Source organism: Psychroflexus sp. MES1-P1E, from assembly GCF_002836055.1.
GTDB lineage: Bacteria > Bacteroidota > Bacteroidia > Flavobacteriales > Flavobacteriaceae > Psychroflexus.
In genome coordinates this window covers 26,938-47,524 of sequence record NZ_PJBS01000312.1, presented here as the reverse complement: position 1 = coordinate 47,524, position 20,587 = coordinate 26,938, and the positions used below count along the sequence as shown (strand labels likewise).

Below are 20,587 nucleotides of genomic sequence, written 5' to 3'. Positions count from 1 at the left end.
ATTAAGAGTTTCTGTGCTTTAATTGAAGCCCATAGAGAAAATTTCTTAAGTATTGGTCCATAAGTTCTCTGTATTGAGGTTGAGTAGGTCTCCTTAAAAAAGCACTTAACTCATGCTTACTCACTTTTTTTCCTGCTAATTGATAAAGCTCTATAATCTCGTCTGACTTTAGTTGAAACGCTATTTTCAGTTTTTTTAGCACATCGTTATTATTCAAAAAAGTTTCCAGCTCTGGTTGAGGTCCCTCTTTTTTTCCTCGTTTATCAACAATAAGTCCATTTAAGAAGATGGCAAGCATCTTATCTTCCATTTCCACGTAAGCCTCATCTTCCTCATCCTTCAACCAATCGCTCACTTCTGCCCTAGTGACTTCTTTGCTCCCCATGGCAAAAAGAGACATCATTTTAGAATCGGAATAATCGAATGTATAACGTAATCTTCTCAAAATATCATTAGTGGTCATAATTCATCATTTAAATAAGCTAGGAAGTCTCCTTCTCTTATACTTGTTATATACTAGTTGTCAAAAATAAAGAAGACTATAAGAAGATGTTCGTTTTTTTATGGAATATATATGTAAACTTGTATTTTTATTTTTTTCATGTACAAACAACTACTTAAGCATTTATCCAAGGATATTGAACTCACACCAGAAGAAGAACAAGAGTTCCTCAGCATATTAGAGCATCATACTTTTTTAAAAAAAAGTCTCCTAATACAGCCTGGCCAAAAAGTTGCCAAAGAATATTATGTGCTCAAAGGTTGCTTAATAGCTTATTATCTCGATAAAGCTGGACAAAAACATATTATACAATTTGCTACAGAAGATTGGTGGATCAGTGACTTTGAGGCATTTTTCAATGCTTATCCAGCTCAATTGTATGTGGAATGTATTGAGGATAGCGAAGTTTTAAGTCTTGACATATCAGTTTTAGAGGATTTATACTTTAGAATCCCAAAATTCGAGCGTTTTTTCAGACTTAAAATCACCAAAGCCTTTGTGGCCTTAAGAAACCGAATACTTTCTTCACTTCAAAAAGATAGCAAAACACGGTATCTAGAATTTTGTGAGCAATATCCAAACCTTCAAGGCAGAGTTGCCAATTATCATATTGCCAATTACCTTGGCATTACACCCGAAAGTTTAAGTAGACTTCGAAAAGGACTTAATTAATCTGTGGTATTGAATTCATAACTAGCACTTTAATATTGACAGATTAACATACATTAACGCTATGAATTGATCTACATCAATTTTTAAGGAGACCTGAGTCAGTATATTTGTATAAAATAAAATACCATGAAAAAAATACTTTTTGTTATAACAAGCAATGATAAATTAGGAGATACAGGAAACAAAACTGGATTTTGGATAGAAGAATTTGCAGCCCCTTATTATAAGTTAAAAGATGCGGGTTTCGACCTTACTTTAGCGTCTCCAAATGGTGGACAACCTCCAGTAGATCCTAATTCTGAAACTGAAGATGCTGCTACAAAAGCGACAGAGCGTTTCAATTTGGATAAAGAAACTCAAGCCCTACTTTCCAATACACATTTATTATCAGAAATTAAAGAATCTGATTATGATGCTATTTTTTATCCTGGAGGTCATGGTTTGCTTTGGGACTTAGTAGAGGATAAAAAATCAAAGGAATTGATTGAATCTTTTAACGCCAATAAAAAACCACTTGCATTTGTGTGTCATTCCCCAGCGCTATTAAAAAATATTAAAGGCACAGATGGGCATCCACTAGTAAAAGATAAAAAAGTAACAGGCTTCACCAATCAAGAAGAGGACGCTGTTCAATTATCGACTGTTGTTCCATTCCTATTAGAAGATATGTTAATTGAAAATGGTGGTGTATACACTAAGATTGAAGACTGGCATCCTTATGCTGTAGAAGATGGTAACTTGATTACTGGTCAAAATCCTGCTTCATCAGAAAAAGTAGCTGAACTTTTAGAAAAACAACTTAATGCATAATTTCATGCTTTGAGTATAATCAACTTAAGCCTCCTTTTTGGGAGGCTTTTTTAATGGGTAATACCCATTTTCCCATATATTTCAACTTGGATTTGGTTACCTTTGCATTATAATTTAGATCATGCTATCCCTACCCCATCATATTGATATAAGAGTTAATCCAGAAGTTGTTCACGATACTGAAGGCTTAAAAAAAGCCATTATTCAGCATCTCGACATTCCATCAAGCGATCTTTTAGATTTTAAAATTCTTAAACGTTCGATTGATGCTAGAGCAAGGCAAATTAAGTTTCAGTTACGCATAGCCTATTATGTGAGAGGAGAAGAGGTGAACTGGCCATTACTACCGGCAAAAAAATATCAACACGTCAACGAACAGAGTCCTAAAGTCATTGTAGTGGGAAGTGGCCCTGCAGGACTTTATGCCGCTTTAAAGCTTCTTGAAAAAGGTCTTAAACCCATTGTTATAGAACGTGGAAAAGAAGTAAGAGCAAGACGCCGAGATTTAGCAAAAATCAACAAAGAGCATTTGGTAAATCCAGAATCCAACTACTGTTTTGGTGAAGGAGGAGCTGGCACCTATTCAGACGGAAAATTATACACCCGTTCCGGTCATAAAAAAGCCATAAAGGAAGTGCTGGAAATTTTTGTTGAGCATGGTGCTAGTGAAGATATTCTCGTAGATGCACATCCGCATATCGGTACTAATAAGCTACCAAATATCATCACTAAGATGAGGGAAACAATTTTGGAATTTGGTGGAGAAATACATTTTAACAGTAAGTTAACTAACTTTATCATAGATAAAAATCGCCTTACAGGTGTGGAGATCAACCAGAACCTAACCATTTTTGCAGAAGCTTGTATTCTAGCTACGGGACATTCCGCAAGGGATATATTCTATCTGCTTCATGATCGAAACATAAAAATAGAATTCAAGACCTTTGCTATGGGAGTTCGTGTGGAGCATCCTCAATCACTTATAGATCAAATACAATATAAAAAACCAGAACGTGGAGAATACCTACCCCCTTCGGCTTATAGTTTGGTCGAGCAAGTAGATGACAAAGGAGTTTATTCTTTTTGTATGTGTCCTGGTGGTATAATTGCCCCATGTGCCACTTCCCCTGGTGAAGTAGTCACCAATGGTTGGTCACCCTCCAAAAGAAATAATCCTTATGGCAATTCTGGTATTGTAGTGACTGTTGATGACGAACAATTGGGAGATTATAAAAAATATGGACCATTAAAAGGTTTGAAATTTCAAGAAGATATTGAAAAAAAATGCTGGACATTAGCTGGTGAATCTCAAAATGTTCCCGCTCAACGTCTTCAGGATTTTATTAAAAAGAGGAAATCTGACTCTATCCCTAAAAATTCATACCAACCAGGAACAACTTCAGTAGAAATGGATGCTATTTTTCCTGAAACCATAACAAAGAGACTTCGACAAGGGTTTATAAATTTTACTCAAAAGATGAAAGGCTTTGATCATCCTGATGCTGTTATTTTGGCTCCAGAGTCTAGGACGTCCTCTCCTGTGAGAATTCCAAGAGACAAGGATACGTTAGAACATCCTGATTTAAAAGGCTTATATCCTTGTGGTGAAGGAGCGGGATACGCTGGAGGAATTGTTTCAGCTGCATTGGATGGCGAGCGTTGTGCCAATGCCATAGCAAAAGTAGTGATAGGCTCTCCTCAAATTTCTAAATAAAAAAACTGCCTATTTGAGATAAATAGGCAGTAACAAACTAAAATTAAAAATAAATTAATCGGCTTGATATATCTCTAAAACCCTAGCTGAAGGATCTTTAATATCCCCACACCATTTAGGCAACCACTGATAAGGGGTGAGTTGAAAGTGTGGTTTATAATAATATTCAAAAGTTTTGAGATAGTAGTATGCTTCTTTTGTTGCGGGTTCAGGAGAATATTTAAACTTTTCAGTCTGAAATTCTTCATCAGAAACTAAACTATTAACGTGCTCTTGGATGACAGTGCTCCATGATTTTTGCTTACTGCTCACACTATCTGAAAATCCGTTTTTACGACGCCATAGTATTTCTTCTGGAATTAAGTTTTCCTTTTCAAAAGCTTTTCTGATCAGGTACTTTTCAATTTTTTGGTCAGAAAATAGTCTGCTTTCAGGAGGTATAGACATGAAGAATTTCACAAAAGCTTTGTCTGCAAAGGGAACTCTTGCTTCTAGTCCCGCATTTGAAATTGACCTATCCGCTCTCTTCATATCAAAAAACTGAATATCCTTAAGCAATCTTATAGATTCATGTTGAAAGCTTTCTGAGTCTGGTGCATTTTGAAAATAAAGATAAGATCCAAATTCATCTGCAGTTTCTCCAGAGAATAAGACTTTCACACCGGAGTGGTCTCTTACATATTTGGCGACGAGTTGGTGACCCACCGAAGCGCGTATAGTCGTGACATCATAACTTCCTAGCATATAAACTGTATGCTCTAGTTCGTCTAAGAAATCTTGTTCTGTACAAACGATGCTATGGTGTTTACTTCCTATATGATCTGCTACTTTTTTGGCAGCAACAATATCTGGGCTTCCTTCTAAACCAATAGAAAACGTTTCTAATTGTTTCCCTTTTTCTTTTAATTTTCTAGCCAGTATTCCTGCTACAAGACTGCTATCTAAACCTCCGCTTAATAAGCAGCCTAGAGGTCTTTCACTCATCATCCGTTTTTCAACAGATCGAGTTAATAAGGTATTGATTTTTTCACAGTACTCCTCTTCAGTGAGATCTGTAGTGATATAATCATGAAAGAAGTAAGGTGTCACTTTATCCGTATAGGAATTCCAATAATGCCCTGGAGGAAATTGGTTTAATTCTTTTGAAAAACAAATAGCTTTGGCTTCTGACGCAAAATAAATTTCAGAGTCATCATATCCCATATACATGCCTCTCACGCCTAAGTGATCTCGTGCAGCGATGTATAGATCTTTGGATTCATCATAAAGAACAAAAGCAAACTCTCCATCTATTTCTTGAAGCATTTTCTCTTCACCTATCAATTGATATAAATCGATAAGAATTTCACAATCCGATCCTGTCTCTAACTTAATATCATATTTATCTGCTAATTCTAAATAATTAAATATTTCTGCGTTGGCGACTAGCCAAACACCATTTTTATACATCGGTTGGTTTCCCATTGGTGTTAAGCCATTTATGGCTAAACGATGAAAACCAAAATAGGTATTTTCTTTAATGGTCTTAAAGTCTGAAGAGTCTGGTCCACGGTGTTTGATTTTCATGAACTCATCCACTAAGAATTGACTAGATTTTGCACTTTCGATAGCTACAAATATTCCACACATAACAGATTATATTTAAATTATTTAAAGCAAATAAGAGATAATACTTAATATAAAACAACTTAAAAGGCAAAATTATTAAAAATAAGTTTTAATTTAGCTAAATACTAAAAATTATAAAGATGCTAGATGTAACTGATAAGAAAATCTTAAATATATTAAGTAAGGACGCTAGAGCTCCTCTAAAGCAAATTGGAAATGAATGCAACATGAGTCCTACAGCGGTTCATCTGCGGGTGAAAAAACTGGAGGAACAAAAGATTATCACTGGTTCAAAGAGTATCATAGACACGTATTTATTGGGCTATCAAACTCAGAGCTTTATCGGTATTTACTTCAATAAAGCCAATATTTATAGGAAAGTAAGTCAAGCCTTGTATGAAATTGATGAAGTGGTAGAATGTAATTATACAACGGGTAACTTTTCACTATTAGTCAAAGTGATATGCAAAGACAATAAGCACCTCACTGAAGTTTTAAGCAACAAGATTCAAACGATAGATGGCGTCGCTAGGACAGAAACCTTTATTTGTTTGGAGCAGACCTTCACTAGAGAAATAGAATTTTAGAGTTAATAATACCGAGTTAATACATTGATTTTTTTTCTAAAAACTTATTCCTTATAATTTGATCTACAGATACGTTTGTAATTTTACTTTCCAACCAAGATATGATATCTAGATATAAAAAAGCTCTTCGCTCGTAAGGGTCATCTTCGTATATCTTGAGTTTCTCTAAAACTTCTCTAAAAGCTGATTTGAGGTCGTGAGGAAAAATATCTGGTAAGGCTTTCATAAAACTGATAATTTCCTTTTGCACATCATTCAATTCGTTCATTTTGATAAGAAACTTATAAGTACTTCTTAAATGTGATTCCAAATGGTAATCCATACCAGCGTCATAATGTGCGAAGAGATTTAATATTCTTGAGAAACACATCAAATCTTCTCTCATGATTAAAGATTTGTTGGAAATAATTTTATCCAAATAATATATACACTCTTTATTGTTTCCTACACAAAAATGAAGGCTCGCTATTTTGTAATAGAAAACCATAATGTGGTGTTCATCAATTCTGTTTTGAAAATGTTTTATACCCTTTAGGATATCAGTCACTAAGCTAAGTCCCTCTTCAAATAAACCTTTTATAAAGCAAAGGTTTAATCTGTCGGTATTTAGATATAAGAAAACTAACCCCTCAATATTATCATCTTTTGGAAAGGATTTTTTGGAAATATTCATTTCCATGTCTTCCAACACAGCTTCAAACCTTTTGTGGTCTTGTATATAAAATAGAGATTCCAACAGATATTGATTTCCTTTTAAAAACCAAACAGGGTTCAGGGAAATCATTTTAGGATAGTCTTGAAATAATTCTACCCATTTTTTGGAATATTTGTAACAGGCTATAAAATCTTGGATTAAGAAACTCAACCATAAATAAGAATTATAAAGCCATAGTTTTTCTCTAAATCCTAAATCCTTTATGTCAAATTTTGGGAGATTAGAATTAAAGTAATCCAGAACTTCAACCTTCTCTTTGTCACTTTTCACATAGCCTGTCTTTAAAATAATACTATAAAGTTTAAGTGACAAATTAGATAAACTACTCGCGATCAAGTTAAGATTGCTAAATCTGCTAGACTGCTCAATCAAATCATCTGCTCTACTTTCAATACTTCTAGTGATATACTGTGACTCTATAAGTTTTTCTAACTCAACAATCTCAAATACTAAATTCTTTTCTTCATGGCTTACCGCTATCTCTTTAGCTTTACCTAAGATTTTTAGGCTTTGCTTATACAAACCCTTATGGTAAAGAATAGTAGCAAATTCTGTTTGTTCTCTTATTTGTGAACGTACATTCTGATGAAAAGGATTAAGCTTAAGGCTGATTAAAATCTGCTTATATAAATGTGCTTTTACATTGGCTAATTGTTGTTTTTTCACAAAGCCCGTCGTCAAAATATCCTTTTCTTTATACTTAGAAGCCTTTTCCAAAAAGTTGAATAAATTCAAGAATTTTGAATCCTCATTATCTTCCAATCGACCTACATATAGCTTAAACTGGCGCTTTTCAGATTTGGTTAAAGACTTTATCAATAAAAATAGGTTGTCTTTTTGATCTTTAATCATCAATGAAATTTTTATATACAATACTAATTATCAGTGTCTTACTTAAAAAAACAGAAATTGAACATCGTAAAAATACCAATTACCGGTTATTTTTCAACGCTAATAACATATAGTTTTGAAATAGAAACATATAAATAATTTTGATATGTCACATGATAAAGTTGAAATTTTCGATACTTCATTAAGAGATGGAGAACAAGTCCCTGGATGTAAACTCAATACCGAGCAAAAGCTCATTATTGCCAAAGAGCTTGATGAGTTAGGCGTAGATGTTATTGAAGCAGGATTTGCCGTATCGAGTCCTGGTGACTTCAACTCTATTGTTGCTATTTCTAAACTCGTTAAAAATGCTAGAGTATGTAGCTTAAGTCGAGCGGTTGAAAACGATATTAAGGTTGCTGCAGAATCTATTACCTACGCTAAAAGACCAAGACTCCATACAGGTATAGGGACTTCAGACTCCCACATAAAATATAAATTTAAATCCAACAGAGAAGAAATCATACAACGAGCTTACGATGCCGTAAGGTATGCTAAAACTTTTGTTGAAGATGTTGAGTTTTATGCTGAAGATGCTGGTCGTACCGACAACGACTACCTAGCTAAAGTATGTGAAGTTGCTATAAAAGCAGGAGCTACTGTATTGAACATTCCTGATACGACAGGGTATTGTTTACCTAGCGAATATGGTGCAAAAATCAAATATCTTAAAGAGAATGTAAAGAATATTGATAAAGCCATTATTTCTTGTCATTGTCACAATGACTTAGGGCTTGCCACTGCCAATTCTATAGAAGCCGTTATAAACGGAGCAAGACAAGTGGAATGCACTATTAATGGCATCGGAGAACGCGCTGGAAATACAGCTTTGGAAGAAATCGTAATGATTTTGAAACAACATCCCTACTTAAATTTTGATACTAATATCAATACCAAACATCTTTTTAAATTAAGTCAGTTAATTTCTAAGCACATGGGTATTTACCCACAACCCAATAAAGCAATAGTGGGAGCCAATGCCTTTGCACATAGTTCCGGCATTCACCAAGATGGAGTTATCAAAAGAAGAGATACTTATGAGATAATAGACCCTGCAGATGTGGGTGTTACAGAATCTGCCATTATTCTTACAGCAAGAAGTGGTAGAGCTGCTCTAGCTTATAAAGCTAAAAACGTCGGATATGATTTAACTAAACTACAACTCGATGAAGTCTACGCAAATTTCTTAAGTTTTGCAGATCAGCGTAAAGAAGTTAATGATGAAGACATTCATCAAATTATAGAAACAAGTAAAGTTTACAGAGATATTATGTCGGCTTAAAGATAAAACTATGAGTAAAACATTATTTGAAAAGGTCTGGGAGGCACATGTTGTTGATACGATCGAAGATGGTCCCCAGATTTTATATATAGATAAGCATTTAATCCATGAGGTGACCAGTCCACAAGCTTTTCAAGAACTAGAGAAAAGAAATATTCCAGTTTTCAGGCCTGAAGAAATTGTGGCCACAGCAGATCATAATACCCCAACCGTTGATCAACATTTACCCGTGAAGGACGAATTGTCAAGAAAACAACTTGCTCAATTATCCGAAAATTGTAAAAAGAACAACATAAAACTATACGAACTTGGGCATAAGTACAATGGAATAGTACACGTTATAGCACCAGAATTGGGGATTACCCAACCTGGCATGACCATAGTTTGTGGTGACTCACACACCTCTACACATGGAGCCTTCGGTAGCATTGCATTTGGGATTGGAACAAGCCAAGTGACTCAAGTATTTGCAAGTCAGTGTTTGCTACTGACCAAGCCAAAAAGCATGAGAATAAAAGTTAATGGAACCTTGAAAAATGGTGTCCTCCCCAAGGATGTGATTCTTTACATCATCTCGAAACTAGGAACCAATGTAGGAACTGGATATTTCTGTGAATATGCAGGAAAGGTATTCGAAAATATGTCCATGGAGGGTCGAATGACCGTTTGTAATATGAGCATTGAAATGGGCGCTAGAGGCGGAATGATTGCTCCTGACCAAACTACTTTTGAGTATATAAAAGGTAAAAAGTTTGCTCCAAAAGCTGAGAAATGGAAGTCTTCACTTGAGTATTGGAAGACTTTACCATCTGATAAAGATGCCATTTTTGATAAAGAATTCATTTTTGATGCTGAAGATATTGATCCGATGATCACTTTTGGTACAAACCCTGGAATGAGCATTAAAGTAGGGCAGAAAATTCCTGACAAAAAAGATGCGTCTTTTGAAAAATCTTTGAAATATATGAACTTTCAAAAGGGTGAAGCTATGGCAGGCAAACCTATCAATTATGTATTTATAGGGAGCTGTACAAATTCTAGAATTGAAGACTTTAGAGTTGTTGCCCATTATGTAAAAGGAAAGCAAAAGGCTAAAAACGTGACCGCTTGGCTTGTTCCAGGCAGCAGACAGGTAGAAAACCAAATTGAAAAAGAAGGCTTAAAAGATATATTCCAAATGGCAGGGTTTGAATTGAGACAACCTGGTTGCAGTGCTTGTTTGGCTATGAATGATGATAAAATTCCTGAGGATGAATATTGCGTATCTACCTCAAATAGAAATTTTGAAGGACGACAAGGTCAAGGCTCTAGGACTATTTTAGCAAGCCCTTTGGTCGCTGCTGCTGCAGCTATTGAAGGTAAAATTGTAGATATCACTAAACAACTGAACTAAAATGGAAAAATTTATAACCCTAAACTCAAGAGCTATACCGCTGGATATTGAAAATGTTGATACAGATCAAATCATCCCTGCGCGTTTTTTGAAAACTACAAGTCGAGAAGGGTTTGGAAAAAACCTTTTTAGAGATTGGAGATGCGATAAAAATGGATCAGAACAATCTGATTTTGTTTTAAACGACAAACGCTACTCTGGTAGTGTTTTGATAGCTGGCGATAATTTTGGCTGTGGATCCAGTCGAGAACATGCTGCATGGGCACTTTCAGATTATGGTTTTAAAGCGATAGTGTCTAGTTTTTTTGCTGATATTTTTAAAGGTAATGCCCTCAATAATGGTTTGTTACCCGTTCAAGTAAGTCCCGATTTCCTTAAGAAAATCATGAAATTGATTTCTGAAAAGCCTGCTACGTTGGTAAGAGTCGATCTTGATAGTCAAACTATTTCAATAGAAAATTCAAAGCTTAAAGAAAGTTTTGAAATCGATACTTATAAAAAAACTTGCATGATCAATGGGTATGATGACATCGACTTTTTATTGAGTAAAAAAGATAAAATAGAACACTTTGAGAACCAAAGAAAATTACCCCACGTTAACGGCTGAACGGTATGTATAAGCTCTATTTCCCTTAATTAAAGAAAATAACGAGTGGTGAAAGCACGACTTTATTTTCGTATTTATAAATATAAATAAACGCTAAAAATAATAATAATTATAAAAAATATTAAAGATGAAATTGAATATAGCTGTTTTAGCTGGAGATGGAATTGGGCCAGAAGTAAGCGATCAAGCTATTAAAGCATTGAATGCAATTGCTTTGGAATTTGACCACAAGTTTTACTTTACAAACGCTAAGGTAGGAGCTGCTGCCATTGACGACTGCGGAGATCCCTTCCCACAAGAGACCTTGGAGCTTTGTAAAACTAGCGATGCTGTATTGTTTGGGGCAATTGGTGATCCAAAATACGATAATGCTGAAATACGTCCAGAACAAGGTTTACTTAAAATGAGAAAAGAATTAGGTCTATTTGCAAACATAAGACCTGTAAAAGCTTTTGACTCATTATTGGATAAGTCCCCCCTAAAAACACACCTTATAAAAGATGTTGATATCAGTATTTATCGAGAATTAACAGGTGGAATTTATTTTGGAAAAAAAGAGGTGAGTCAGGATGGTAATTATGCCTCTGATTTGTGTGAGTATTCCAAAAAAGAAATTGAACGCATAGCTCATTTAGCTTTTAAAGCAGCTAAAGCTAGACGCCAAAAGGTCACCTTAATTGATAAAGCAAATGTCCTAGAAACTTCTCGCCTATGGAGACGAACCGTTACTGAACTTTCAAAAGCTTATCCTGAAGTAAAACTGGAGTATTTATATATAGATAATGCAGCGATGCAAATGATATTAAACCCTAAACAATTCGACGTGATTTTGACTGAGAATATGTTTGGCGATATTATAAGTGACGAGGCGAGTGTTATCGGCGGCTCTATAGGTCTGTTACCCTCAGCTTCTATTGGAGATAAGTATGCATTATTTGAGCCTATTCATGGCTCCTACCCAGAGGCTGCAGGAAAAGGCATTGCCAATCCTATTGCAGCTATTCTATCTGCAGCTATGCTTTTAGAACATTTTGGACTGTTTGATGAGGCTGAAATGATAAATTATGCCGTAGAAAAATCACTAAAACTGGGCATCACTACCCCTGATTTAGCTATAGAACATGAGGAAGTCTCGACTTCTAAAGTCGGTGACTTCATCGCTGATTTCATCAGTAACCCAGCTGACTCCAACCATAATTTTTTAAATATTCATATTGGACAATCGACCATAATTTAGGCTTTACATTTTTTTATTAACAGCTTGCAAAACACAGCATTTCTTAACAAATGCTGTGTTTTATTTTGGAAATTTAGCTTTTATTTCTTCTAAGCAAAGGTTTCCTATACTGCCTTCGTGAGTGTGGCTTTTACCAGAATCTGAAGTATAAGTGCCTTCTTGAACTTGTTTCCCTATAGTTTGATAAGCTTCTCTAAATGACATTCCTTCAATTACCAGATTGTTTATACTATCTACAGTAAATAAATGCTGGTACTTTTCATCCGTTAAATCAATGTCTTTTACAATCACTTTTTGAATGGTATAATTAAAAATGTCAAGTATGTCTTTTACATCTTCAACTGCGGCAATGCTGTTTTCTTTTAATAATTGGAAGTCTCTATGATAACCGCTTGGCAAATTATTGGTAATTAAAACCATCTCTGTATGTAACGCTTGAATTTTGTTGCACTTTCCTCTTATAAGCTCAAAGACATCTGGGTTTTTTTTATGTGGCATAATACTACTCCCTGTCGTCAATTGGTCTGGAAAGGCAATAAATCCAAAATTCTGACTGTTATACAAACAAATATCCATAGCAAAACGCGACATGGTATTGCATAAACTTCCCAGAGCTAATGCTAAAGTTCGTTCGCTTTTACCACGACTCATTTGAGCAGCCACCACATTGTATTTTAATGTCGAAAAGCCTAGTTCTTTGGTTGTAAACTCTCTATTTATCGGGAATGAACTTCCATATCCAGCAGCTGAACCCAAAGGGTTCTGGTCTACCGTTTTTAAAGCCGCATCCAATAAAAAGACATCGTCTATTAACTGTTCGGCATAGGCTGAAAACCACAAACCAAAAGAGGAAGGCATAGCTACTTGTAAATGGGTGTAACCAGGAAGCAAAGAGTTTTTATGGGTGTCTGAAAGCGATAGAAGCGTGTCGAAAAAAGTTTTCGTTTTCGTTTTAATTTCCTTTAAATGATCTTTGTAAAACAAGTGTAAAGCCACCAAAACTTGATCGTTTCTAGAACGTGCCGTGTGAATTTTTTTACCGACTTCACCTAAACTAGTGGTCAACTCAAATTCAATTTTAGAATGAACGTCTTCAAACTGAGGCTCAATTGTAAAAAAACCTTTTTCAATTTGTTGTGCTAAACCTTTTAAGCCTTGTTCCAATAGAATTAATTCGTCATCGGTTAAAATACCAATATGCCTTAACATTTTAGCATGTGCTAGAGACGCTTTGACATCGTATTTAGCAATATGCAAATCAATTTCACGGTCGTTACCAACGGTAAATTGTTCTATTTTTTTATCGATCGAAATACCTTTGTCCCAAAGTTTCATAAGTGTGGTTTTACTAGTTTAAAATCTCAGTTTTATAATACTTTTTTTAATAAATTAATGTAAGTTTTAATCCCATCTTCAATTTCATTTACGTAGATAAACTCATCTGCAGTATGCGATCGTCTACTATCGCCTGGACCTAATTTTAACGAAGGGCAGGTTAATACCGCCTGGTCTGAAAGCGTTGGTGAACCATAAGTTGTCCTTCCCAATTCGGTACCCGCTTTCACCAATTCGTGATCGAGAGGGATAGAAGACGAGTTCAATCTTAAACTTCTTGCTACTATACTGGTACTAGGTGCTTTTTCTTTTAAGATAGTTTCAATTTCTTTGTTGGTGTAACTATCATTCACCCGGACATCGACAACCAACTCCACCTCTGCTGGTATCGCGTTGTGTTGTTTACCTGCTTTTATTTGTGTTACAGTCATTTTTACATCGCCTAAAACGGACGATGTTCGTTCAAATTTATAATCTTGAAACCATTGCAAAACGGGTATACAGTTATAAATAGCATTGTCAGTATTAGGATGAGCCGCATGACTAGGTGTGCCTTTTATTTTAGCATCAAAAACCACCAAGCCTTTTTCGGCAACAGCAAGCTGCATTAAGGTGGGTTCACCAACAATAGCTACCTCAATTTTTGGAATAATGGACAACATACTATTTAAGCCATTATCGCCACTCTTTTCCTCTTCAGCAGACGCTACGAGTACTAAGTTGTACTTCAAGTCTTTCTTTGCATAAAAATAGGCGAAAGTGGCTAGTAAAGAGACCAAACATCCACCAGCATCATTACTCCCCAGTCCATATAGCTTTCCATCTTTAATCACAGCCTTAAATGGGTCCTTGGTGTAACCACTATTAGGTTGCACAGTATCATGGTGAGAGTTGAGTAAAATTGTAGGTTTACTTTCATCAAAATAGGCATTGGTCGACCAAATATTATTTTTTTGACGGTTAAATGGAATACTTTGATGTTGAAACCAATGCTCTATATGTTGCGCTGTCTGTTCCTCTTCAAAAGAAAAGGATGGCGTTTCTATGAGTTGTTTCAATAAGTTGATGGCTTTAGTTGTTAATTTATCTATCATTTTGTTATGCTTGTAAAATGTGTAAATGGGTTGAAAATCATTTCAGATTTGCCTATACAGACTTTATTGACTTTATGATTAACGGCGTTTATGCTATTCTGAATTTTGGGAAGCATACCATCGGAAATTATTTTATTTTGAATTAACTCTTGCACATTATCCGGAGTTATTGATTCTATAACTGAAAATTCATTGTTGATATCCCTTAAAACTCCAATTTTTTCAAAACAGAAATATAATTCTGTTTGGTAGGTCTTAGCCAAAGCGATAGCTAATTCTGAAGCAATAGTATCGGCATTGGTATTTAAAAGTTGTCCATTTTTATCATGTGTAATAGCACAAAATACAGGCGTTATATTTTGATTGATCAATAATTCCAGAACCTCTGTATTGACTTGATTCACATCGCCTGCAAATCCAAAATCAACTGGAGTAGTAGGTCTTTTTGTAGAGATGATGCTATTTCCATCTGCGCCTGAAAACCCGATAGCATTGCACTGGTTAGCCTGTAGATTTGCAACTATGTTTTTATTGATTTTACCGGCATACATCATAACAACTATATCTAAAGTGTGGACATCGGTTATACGTCTGCCATCAATCATTTTAACTTCTACACCCATTTTTTGAGCCAAATCTGTCGCTGATTTACCACCACCATGGACCAATAGCTTAGGACCTTTAAGGTTTGAAAAGTCTTTTAGAAAGACCAACAAGGCTTCATTATCATTTATGATATCCCCTCCTATTTTAATGACTTTAAGTGTTTTCTTTCCCATACTAATCTTCCCAACGGGAAGGGTTTTATTTATTCAAATTTTCTAAGAGTTGCTTCAAAACCACTTGTGCAGCGAAGGTTCTGTTATTGGCTTGTTGCATCACGATGGACTGATTACTCTCTAAAACAGCATCTTCAACAACCACATTCCGTCTTACAGGTAAGCAATGCATGAATTTTGCATCGCCAAGCTTGGCTTGGGTCATCCTCCAGCTGTCATCTTGAGATAAAATCTGACCATACTCCTTATAACTACTCCAGTTTTTTACATACACAAAATCGGCATCTTTCAAGGCGGCATCTTGGTTGTAATTAATCTGTGAGTGTTTAGTAATTTCAGGGTTTAACTCATAGCCTTTGGGATGCGTGATACAAAAATCAACCTCTATAAGCTGCATCATTTCAACAAACGAATTGGGTACAGCTTGAGGTAAAGCTTTTGGATGTGGTGCCCAAGACAGTACCACTTTAGGTTTTCGCTTAGTGGTTAATTCTGAAATTGTTATCGCATCTGTCAATGCTTGTAAAGGATGTGATGTTGAACTTTCCATATTAATAACTGGAACCGATGCATATTTTACAAAGCTATTCAACACATAGTCAGACTCATCCTTTTTTTTGTCCTTTAGAGTTGGAAATGACCGAACTGCGATCACATCTGCATAGTGCGAAATAACTTGAGCCGCCTCTTTAATATGCTCAGAAGTGTTGGTATTCATAACAGTGCCATCTTCAAATTCTAACTGCCATGCGTCGTTTACATTCAAAATCATGACTTCCATACCCAAGTTTCTAGCCGCTTTTTCTGTGCTTAATCGGGTGCGTAAGCTGGCATTAAAAAATAACATGACTAAGGTTTTATGCTTGCCTAATTCCGAATAAAGAAAAGGATTATTTTTTAGCGATATGGCTTGCATAATAGTCTCACTGAGGTTTGAAATATCTGATATATCGGTATATTTTTTCATTTTACAATTCTAGTTTTAGGGCTTTAAAGAAGAGGTCTATATGTTTTTTTTGAATAGTCAAAGGTGGGAGAATTCGTATGAGGTTAGGATTTTTTGAACTTCCTGTAAATATGTGTTGATGATAAAGAAGATTTTTTCTCAAGGTAGCAACGGGAAAATCGAACTCCAAACCTAGCATTAATCCACGCCCTTTAACAGCTTTTAATTTTGGGATTTTTTCGGCTTTATCAACAAAATAATCAGACATTTCTTTGGCATTTTGCATCAAGTTTTCATTCTCTAAAACCTCTAGGACAGAAAGCGTAGCAGCACAAGCTAAATGGTTTCCTCCAAAAGTAGTTCCTAACAGTCCGTAGGATGCTTGGATCTTTGGATGGATTAAGATACCACCAACGGGGAAGCCGTTGCCCATGCCTTTTGCTATTGAAATAATATCCGGTTTAAAATTATGCTTTTCAAAAGCGAAAAAATCACCAGTTCTTCCAAAACCTGACTGTACTTCATCAGCAATTAGTACTGTGTTGTAGTGCTTACAAAGTTTTTCTAAACCTTGACAAAACTCAGTTGTACTTTGGTCTAAACCACCAACCCCTTGAATGCACTCAACAATGACTGCACAAGTTTCGCTTTGTCTCAGAATATTTTCAACTGCATTTAAGTTCCCTAACTCAACAAAATCAACACCTTGTTGAGCATTTAAGGGTGCTACAATCTTTGTATTATCTGTGGCAGCCACCGCTGCCGAAGTACGACCGTGAAAGGAATTTTTAAAGGCTAAAATTCTGTGCTTTTGATTATGAAACGATGCTAATTTTAGAGCATTTTCGTTAGCCTCTGCTCCTGAACTACACATAAATAAATGGTAGCCTTCACAACCAGAAAGAACTTCGAGTTTATTAGCCAATTTCGCTTGTAACGGATTCTGAATAGCATTGCTATAGAATCCGAGATTTTGAATTTGTTCTGTGATTGCAGCCACATATGTTGGGTGGGAGTGCCCGATTGAAATGACGGCATGTCCACCATAAAGGTCTAAATATTCAATGCCTTTATCATCGTAAACATAAATATCTTTTGCGCTTACAGGTGTGACATCAAATAAGGGGTACACATTAAATAAACTCATATCTGTTCTTTTTTATAGTGATAATCTTGTTAAATGAAGCGACCATACCTTGCAGTAGAAATGAGTTCAAGCCTTAAATGACAAACCCTTTGGGCGTAGTCATACGGTCAATTTCTTCTTCTGGATGAAGGCCATTTGTAATCAATAAATCAGCAGCACCTTCACTGGTATACATAGAGTGAAATTATTAAAAATAATTTGCTTTCAATTGTAAGCCTTCTGTTTCATTAAAACCAAACATTAGATTCATATTTTGAACCGCTTGCCCTGAAGCCCCCTTTAAAAGATTATCTATGATGCTTGTAACCAATAGTTTGTCGTTGTGTTTATGTAAATGAAGAATACATTTATTGGTGTTTACCACTTGCTTTAAATGAATAGGATCGTCGGAAACAAAAGTAAACCCTGCATTTTTATAAAAATCTAAATACATTTTTTTTGCTTCTTCTATACTCCCTTCAAACTTTGTGTATAGTGTAGCGAAAATTCCTCTGGAATGGTTCCCGCGATTCGGCAGAAAATTAATTTCTGAATTAAAGTTAGACTGTAATTGATTTACGGTCTGATTAATCTCTGCTAAATGCTGATGCGTAAATGCTTTGTAATGCGAAAAATTGTTGTCCCTCCAAGTAAAATGGGTCGTTGCTGACAGAGTAGTTCCTGCTCCAGTAGCACCAGTCACCGCGTTAATATGCACATCATCTTTTAACCTATTGGACTTGGCTAGTGGTAATAATGCCAATTGAATTGCTGTTGCAAAACAACCTGGATTTGCAATATAATTCGCTTTTTTAATAGCTTCTTTTTGTAATTCCGGCAAACCGTAAACAAAGCTTTTTCCGTTAAAATTCAAATCTGCTTCTAATCTAAAATCAGTGCTTAAATCAATAATTTTTGTGGTTTTAGAAAAGCTGTTTTTTTCTAAAAATACTTTAGAATTACCATGACCTAGACACAAGAACAAAACATCTATCTCTGGATTAATTTTGCTTGAAAACACCAAATCTGTTGACCCAATTAAATCCTGATGGATTTTACTGATTTTATGACCAGCCTGGGAAGTGCTATAAATAAAATTAATGTGGATTTCAGGATGATTGAGTAGTAGTCTAATCAATTCTCCCGCTGTGTATCCTGCGCCGCCTATTATACCTACCTGTATCATGATTCTGAATTTACCTGTTGATAGATTTTGTTCTGATTGCCAAGTATTTTTATGAACCCTTTAGCTTCTTCTGCCGTCCATCCTTTGTTCTCTTCTCCATAACTTCCGAATTTGGCATTCATTAAATCATGCTTAGAATCTATACCATCCAACATGAAATAGTAAGGCTCCAAACTCACAACTACATTTCCAGAAACTTTGGCTTGACTGCTTTCTAAAAAGGCTTCCATATCTCTCATCACTGGATCTAAATACTGACCTTCGTGTAAGTGCATCCCATAGAAACTAGATAAGTATTCTTTATGCTGAAGTTGCCATTTGGTGAGTGTATGTTTTTCCAATAAATGATGAGCTTTGATGATAATTAGAGCTGCAGCAGCTTCAAAGCCAACTCTCCCTTTAATGCCAACGATGGTATCGCCTACATGAATATCTCTGCCTATCGCATAAGCCGAGGCTAGTTTGTTTAATAACTCAATGTTTTTCTCTGGTGAATTTTTAGTGCTGTTTAAAGCTACCAATTCACCTTTTTCAAAGCTTAAGGTGATTTTTTCACCTACTTCTTTTTCAAGTTGTGAAGGATATGCTGACTCTGGTAATGGATTTTGAGAGGTCAAAGTCTCCTTGCCGCCAACACTTGTACCCCACAGTCCCTGGTTGATAGAATATTTTGCTTTATCCCATGGCACCTCAATACCATTGGACTTCAAATAATTTATTTCTTCTTGTCTGGTTAATTTCCCATCTCTTATTGGTGTTATAATTTCTATTTCAGGCGCTAAAATTTGAAAGATCATATCAAAACGCACTTGGTCATTACCAGCACCTGTACTGCCGTGAGCTATATAGTTGGCATTGATGCTTTTCGCATAGTGAACAATTTCAATAGCTTGAATGATACGTTCAGCACTTACAGACAATGGATAAGTATTGTTTTTAAGAACATTACCATAAATAAGATATTTAATCACCTTTTGATAATACGATTGAATAGCATCGATATTTTGATAGGTTGTCACACCCATTTTAAGGGCTTTAGCTTTGATTTTTTGAATTTCTTCTGAAGTAAATCCTCCTGTATTAACACTTACGGCATGTACGTCGTATCCTGCTTTTGATAGGCTTACTGCACAGTAGGAGGTATCTAAACCGCCACTGTAGGCTATGACTAATTTTTTCATTTTTTATCTTTTTTTAGTAAAATAGACTGTTTCAATTCTCTTATTCGCTTCCATATTTTTTTATCAAATGGGTGCTTTTTTGGTTTAGGGTCTTGTTTGGCTTTAGGGTCAAAAAGCATTCCTGTACACAAGCACATTTTCTGATTTGTTCGTTGAAGTATATCGTAATTTTTACAGGTTTGACAACCGTTCCAAAAAGACTGATCATCGGTTAATTCAGAAAAGGGCATAGGTTTGTAGCCTAAATCGCTATTCATTTTCAAAACAGCTAATCCCGTGGTAATACTAAATATTTTAGCATCTGGGAATTTGATTCTGGATTGATCAAAGATTTTCTGCTTAATCTGTTTTGCCAAGCCAATATTTCGATAATCGGGATCTACAATTAAGCCTGAATTGGCTACAAACTTAGCATGGCTCCAAGACTCAATGTAACAGAAGCCTGCAAATTGGTCTCCATCTAAAGCGATAACAGCATCACCCTTTTTCATTTTGGCGTTAATGTAGTCTGGCTCTCGCTTAGCGATACCAGTCCCCCTAATTTGAGCAGCTTTAGCAATAGCTTGGCAAATAATTTCAGCATAAATGCTGTGCGACTTATCAGCAATAAGAATTCTCATTGTGATTGATGTTTTAAAAATTAAAAAGAAATATTAAATTTTGGAAAGTAGAACCGAACACATCTAAGTTCTGAAAATAGAATAGCCCCTAAGGGCGACGAAATAGATTAGAAAAACTAATAGAAGTTATAGAACTATTAAAGCTAACTAGTGGATTTTTATATGTGATATGTATAAACATAATGATAAAATAAAATTATAATAATAAAATCTATAGCGTTGGAGAGATAAAAACTAGCTACAGCGGAGAATTCCCATTATTAGGAAATGTGGTATAATTTTATTTTTTAATAATATCATAT

Annotated in this window: 19 protein-coding genes and 1 pseudogene; 8 read left to right on the top strand and 12 right to left on the bottom strand. The window is 35.3% G+C overall.

Features of this window, described 5'->3' with window-relative positions:
- Position 1: 1 nt before the first annotated feature.
- Positions 2 to 463 (bottom strand): YehS family protein, encoded by a 462-nt coding sequence (locus CXF67_RS12245; protein WP_102089006.1) that lies wholly within the window; start codon positions 461 to 463, stop codon positions 2 to 4.
- Positions 464 to 601: 138 nt separating this feature from the next.
- On the opposite strand from CXF67_RS12245, the gene CXF67_RS12240 reads away from it, so the two are divergent.
- The 3 genes from CXF67_RS12240 (at position 602) to CXF67_RS12230 (ending at position 3,698) form a co-directional block, all read left to right on the top strand.
- Positions 602 to 1,174 (top strand): Crp/Fnr family transcriptional regulator, encoded by a 573-nt coding sequence (locus tag CXF67_RS12240; protein WP_102089005.1) that lies wholly within the window; start codon positions 602 to 604, stop codon positions 1,172 to 1,174.
- Between the two features lie 126 nt (positions 1,175 to 1,300).
- Positions 1,301 to 1,984, top strand: coding sequence for a type 1 glutamine amidotransferase domain-containing protein (locus tag CXF67_RS12235; protein WP_102089004.1), 684 nt, complete (start codon positions 1,301 to 1,303; stop codon positions 1,982 to 1,984).
- Between the two features lie 121 nt (positions 1,985 to 2,105).
- A complete protein-coding gene (locus tag CXF67_RS12230) occupies positions 2,106 to 3,698 on the top strand; it encodes an NAD(P)/FAD-dependent oxidoreductase (RefSeq protein WP_102089003.1) in 1,593 nt (530 codons plus the stop codon).
- Positions 3,699 to 3,752: 54 nt separating this feature from the next.
- Here the strand turns inward: CXF67_RS12230 and asnB are convergent, their stop codons facing one another.
- A complete protein-coding gene (gene asnB, locus CXF67_RS12225; RefSeq protein ID WP_102089002.1) occupies positions 3,753 to 5,327 on the bottom strand; it encodes an asparagine synthase B in 1,575 nt (524 codons plus the stop codon).
- 119 nt (positions 5,328 to 5,446) lie between these two features.
- Here asnB and CXF67_RS12220 point away from each other — a divergent pair, with 119 nt between their 5' ends.
- Positions 5,447 to 5,893, top strand: a complete 447-nt coding sequence (locus CXF67_RS12220) for an Lrp/AsnC family transcriptional regulator (protein WP_102089001.1) — start codon at positions 5,447 to 5,449, stop codon at positions 5,891 to 5,893.
- A gap of 16 nt (positions 5,894 to 5,909) precedes the next feature.
- On the opposite strand, the gene CXF67_RS12215 is transcribed toward CXF67_RS12220, so the two are convergent.
- The gene (locus tag CXF67_RS12215; protein WP_102089000.1) at positions 5,910 to 7,460 is read right to left on the bottom strand and encodes a hypothetical protein; all 1,551 of its coding nucleotides are present in this window, start codon (positions 7,458 to 7,460) and stop codon (positions 5,910 to 5,912) included.
- A 145-nt stretch (positions 7,461 to 7,605) separates the two neighbouring features.
- On the opposite strand from CXF67_RS12215, the gene CXF67_RS12210 reads away from it, so the two are divergent.
- From CXF67_RS12210 to leuB, 4 genes are all read left to right on the top strand, one after another.
- Entirely contained in the window at positions 7,606 to 8,781 is a 1,176-nt protein-coding gene (locus tag CXF67_RS12210) for a 2-isopropylmalate synthase (protein WP_102088999.1), read from the top strand.
- Between the two features lie 10 nt (positions 8,782 to 8,791).
- Positions 8,792 to 10,174 carry a 3-isopropylmalate dehydratase large subunit gene (gene leuC, locus CXF67_RS12205; protein WP_102088998.1) on the top strand — a complete coding sequence of 461 codons (1,383 nt, stop codon included), beginning with the start codon at positions 8,792 to 8,794 and terminating at the stop codon, positions 10,172 to 10,174.
- Between the two features lies 1 nt (position 10,175).
- Positions 10,176 to 10,781 carry a 3-isopropylmalate dehydratase small subunit gene (gene leuD / locus CXF67_RS12200; RefSeq protein ID WP_102088997.1) on the top strand — a complete coding sequence of 202 codons (606 nt, stop codon included), beginning with the start codon at positions 10,176 to 10,178 and terminating at the stop codon, positions 10,779 to 10,781.
- 127 nt (positions 10,782 to 10,908) lie between these two features.
- On the top strand, positions 10,909 to 12,018 hold the full coding sequence (gene leuB / locus CXF67_RS12195) for a 3-isopropylmalate dehydrogenase (RefSeq protein WP_102088996.1): 1,110 nt from the start codon (positions 10,909 to 10,911) through the stop codon (positions 12,016 to 12,018).
- Between the two features lie 60 nt (positions 12,019 to 12,078).
- Here the strand turns inward: leuB and argH are convergent, their stop codons facing one another.
- The 9 genes and pseudogenes from argH to CXF67_RS12150 form a co-directional block, all read right to left on the bottom strand.
- Positions 12,079 to 13,353: an argininosuccinate lyase gene (argH, locus tag CXF67_RS12190; RefSeq protein ID WP_102088995.1), complete on the bottom strand. Its 1,275-nt coding sequence runs from the start codon at positions 13,351 to 13,353 to the stop codon at positions 12,079 to 12,081.
- A gap of 32 nt (positions 13,354 to 13,385) precedes the next feature.
- Positions 13,386 to 14,447: a M20 family metallo-hydrolase gene (locus CXF67_RS12185; RefSeq protein ID WP_102088994.1), complete on the bottom strand. Its 1,062-nt coding sequence runs from the start codon at positions 14,445 to 14,447 to the stop codon at positions 13,386 to 13,388.
- Positions 14,444 to 15,226, bottom strand: coding sequence for an acetylglutamate kinase (gene argB, locus CXF67_RS12180; RefSeq protein WP_102088993.1), 783 nt, complete (start codon positions 15,224 to 15,226; stop codon positions 14,444 to 14,446). Before argB ends, CXF67_RS12185 begins: the two co-directional genes overlap by 4 nt.
- A gap of 25 nt (positions 15,227 to 15,251) precedes the next feature.
- Positions 15,252 to 16,193 (bottom strand): Rossmann-fold NAD(P)-binding domain-containing protein, encoded by a 942-nt coding sequence (locus CXF67_RS12175; RefSeq protein ID WP_102088992.1) that lies wholly within the window; start codon positions 16,191 to 16,193, stop codon positions 15,252 to 15,254.
- Position 16,194: 1 nt separating this feature from the next.
- Positions 16,195 to 17,319, bottom strand: a complete 1,125-nt coding sequence (locus CXF67_RS12170) for an aspartate aminotransferase family protein (RefSeq protein ID WP_102088991.1) — start codon at positions 17,317 to 17,319, stop codon at positions 16,195 to 16,197.
- Positions 17,306 to 17,497: pseudogene (locus CXF67_RS18860) on the bottom strand (pyrroline-5-carboxylate reductase dimerization domain-containing protein); the annotation flags it as partial. The gene CXF67_RS12170 and the pseudogene CXF67_RS18860, both read right to left, overlap by 14 nt.
- A gap of 9 nt (positions 17,498 to 17,506) precedes the next feature.
- On the bottom strand, positions 17,507 to 18,484 hold the full coding sequence (gene argC, locus CXF67_RS12160; RefSeq protein WP_102088990.1) for an N-acetyl-gamma-glutamyl-phosphate reductase: 978 nt from the start codon (positions 18,482 to 18,484) through the stop codon (positions 17,507 to 17,509).
- Entirely contained in the window at positions 18,481 to 19,665 is a 1,185-nt protein-coding gene (locus CXF67_RS12155) for an argininosuccinate synthase (protein ID WP_102088989.1), read from the bottom strand. Before CXF67_RS12155 ends, argC begins: the two co-directional genes overlap by 4 nt.
- Positions 19,662 to 20,285, bottom strand: coding sequence for a GNAT family N-acetyltransferase (locus tag CXF67_RS12150; protein WP_102088988.1), 624 nt, complete (start codon positions 20,283 to 20,285; stop codon positions 19,662 to 19,664). Before CXF67_RS12150 ends, CXF67_RS12155 begins: the two co-directional genes overlap by 4 nt.
- Positions 20,286 to 20,587: the final 302 nt, after the last annotated feature.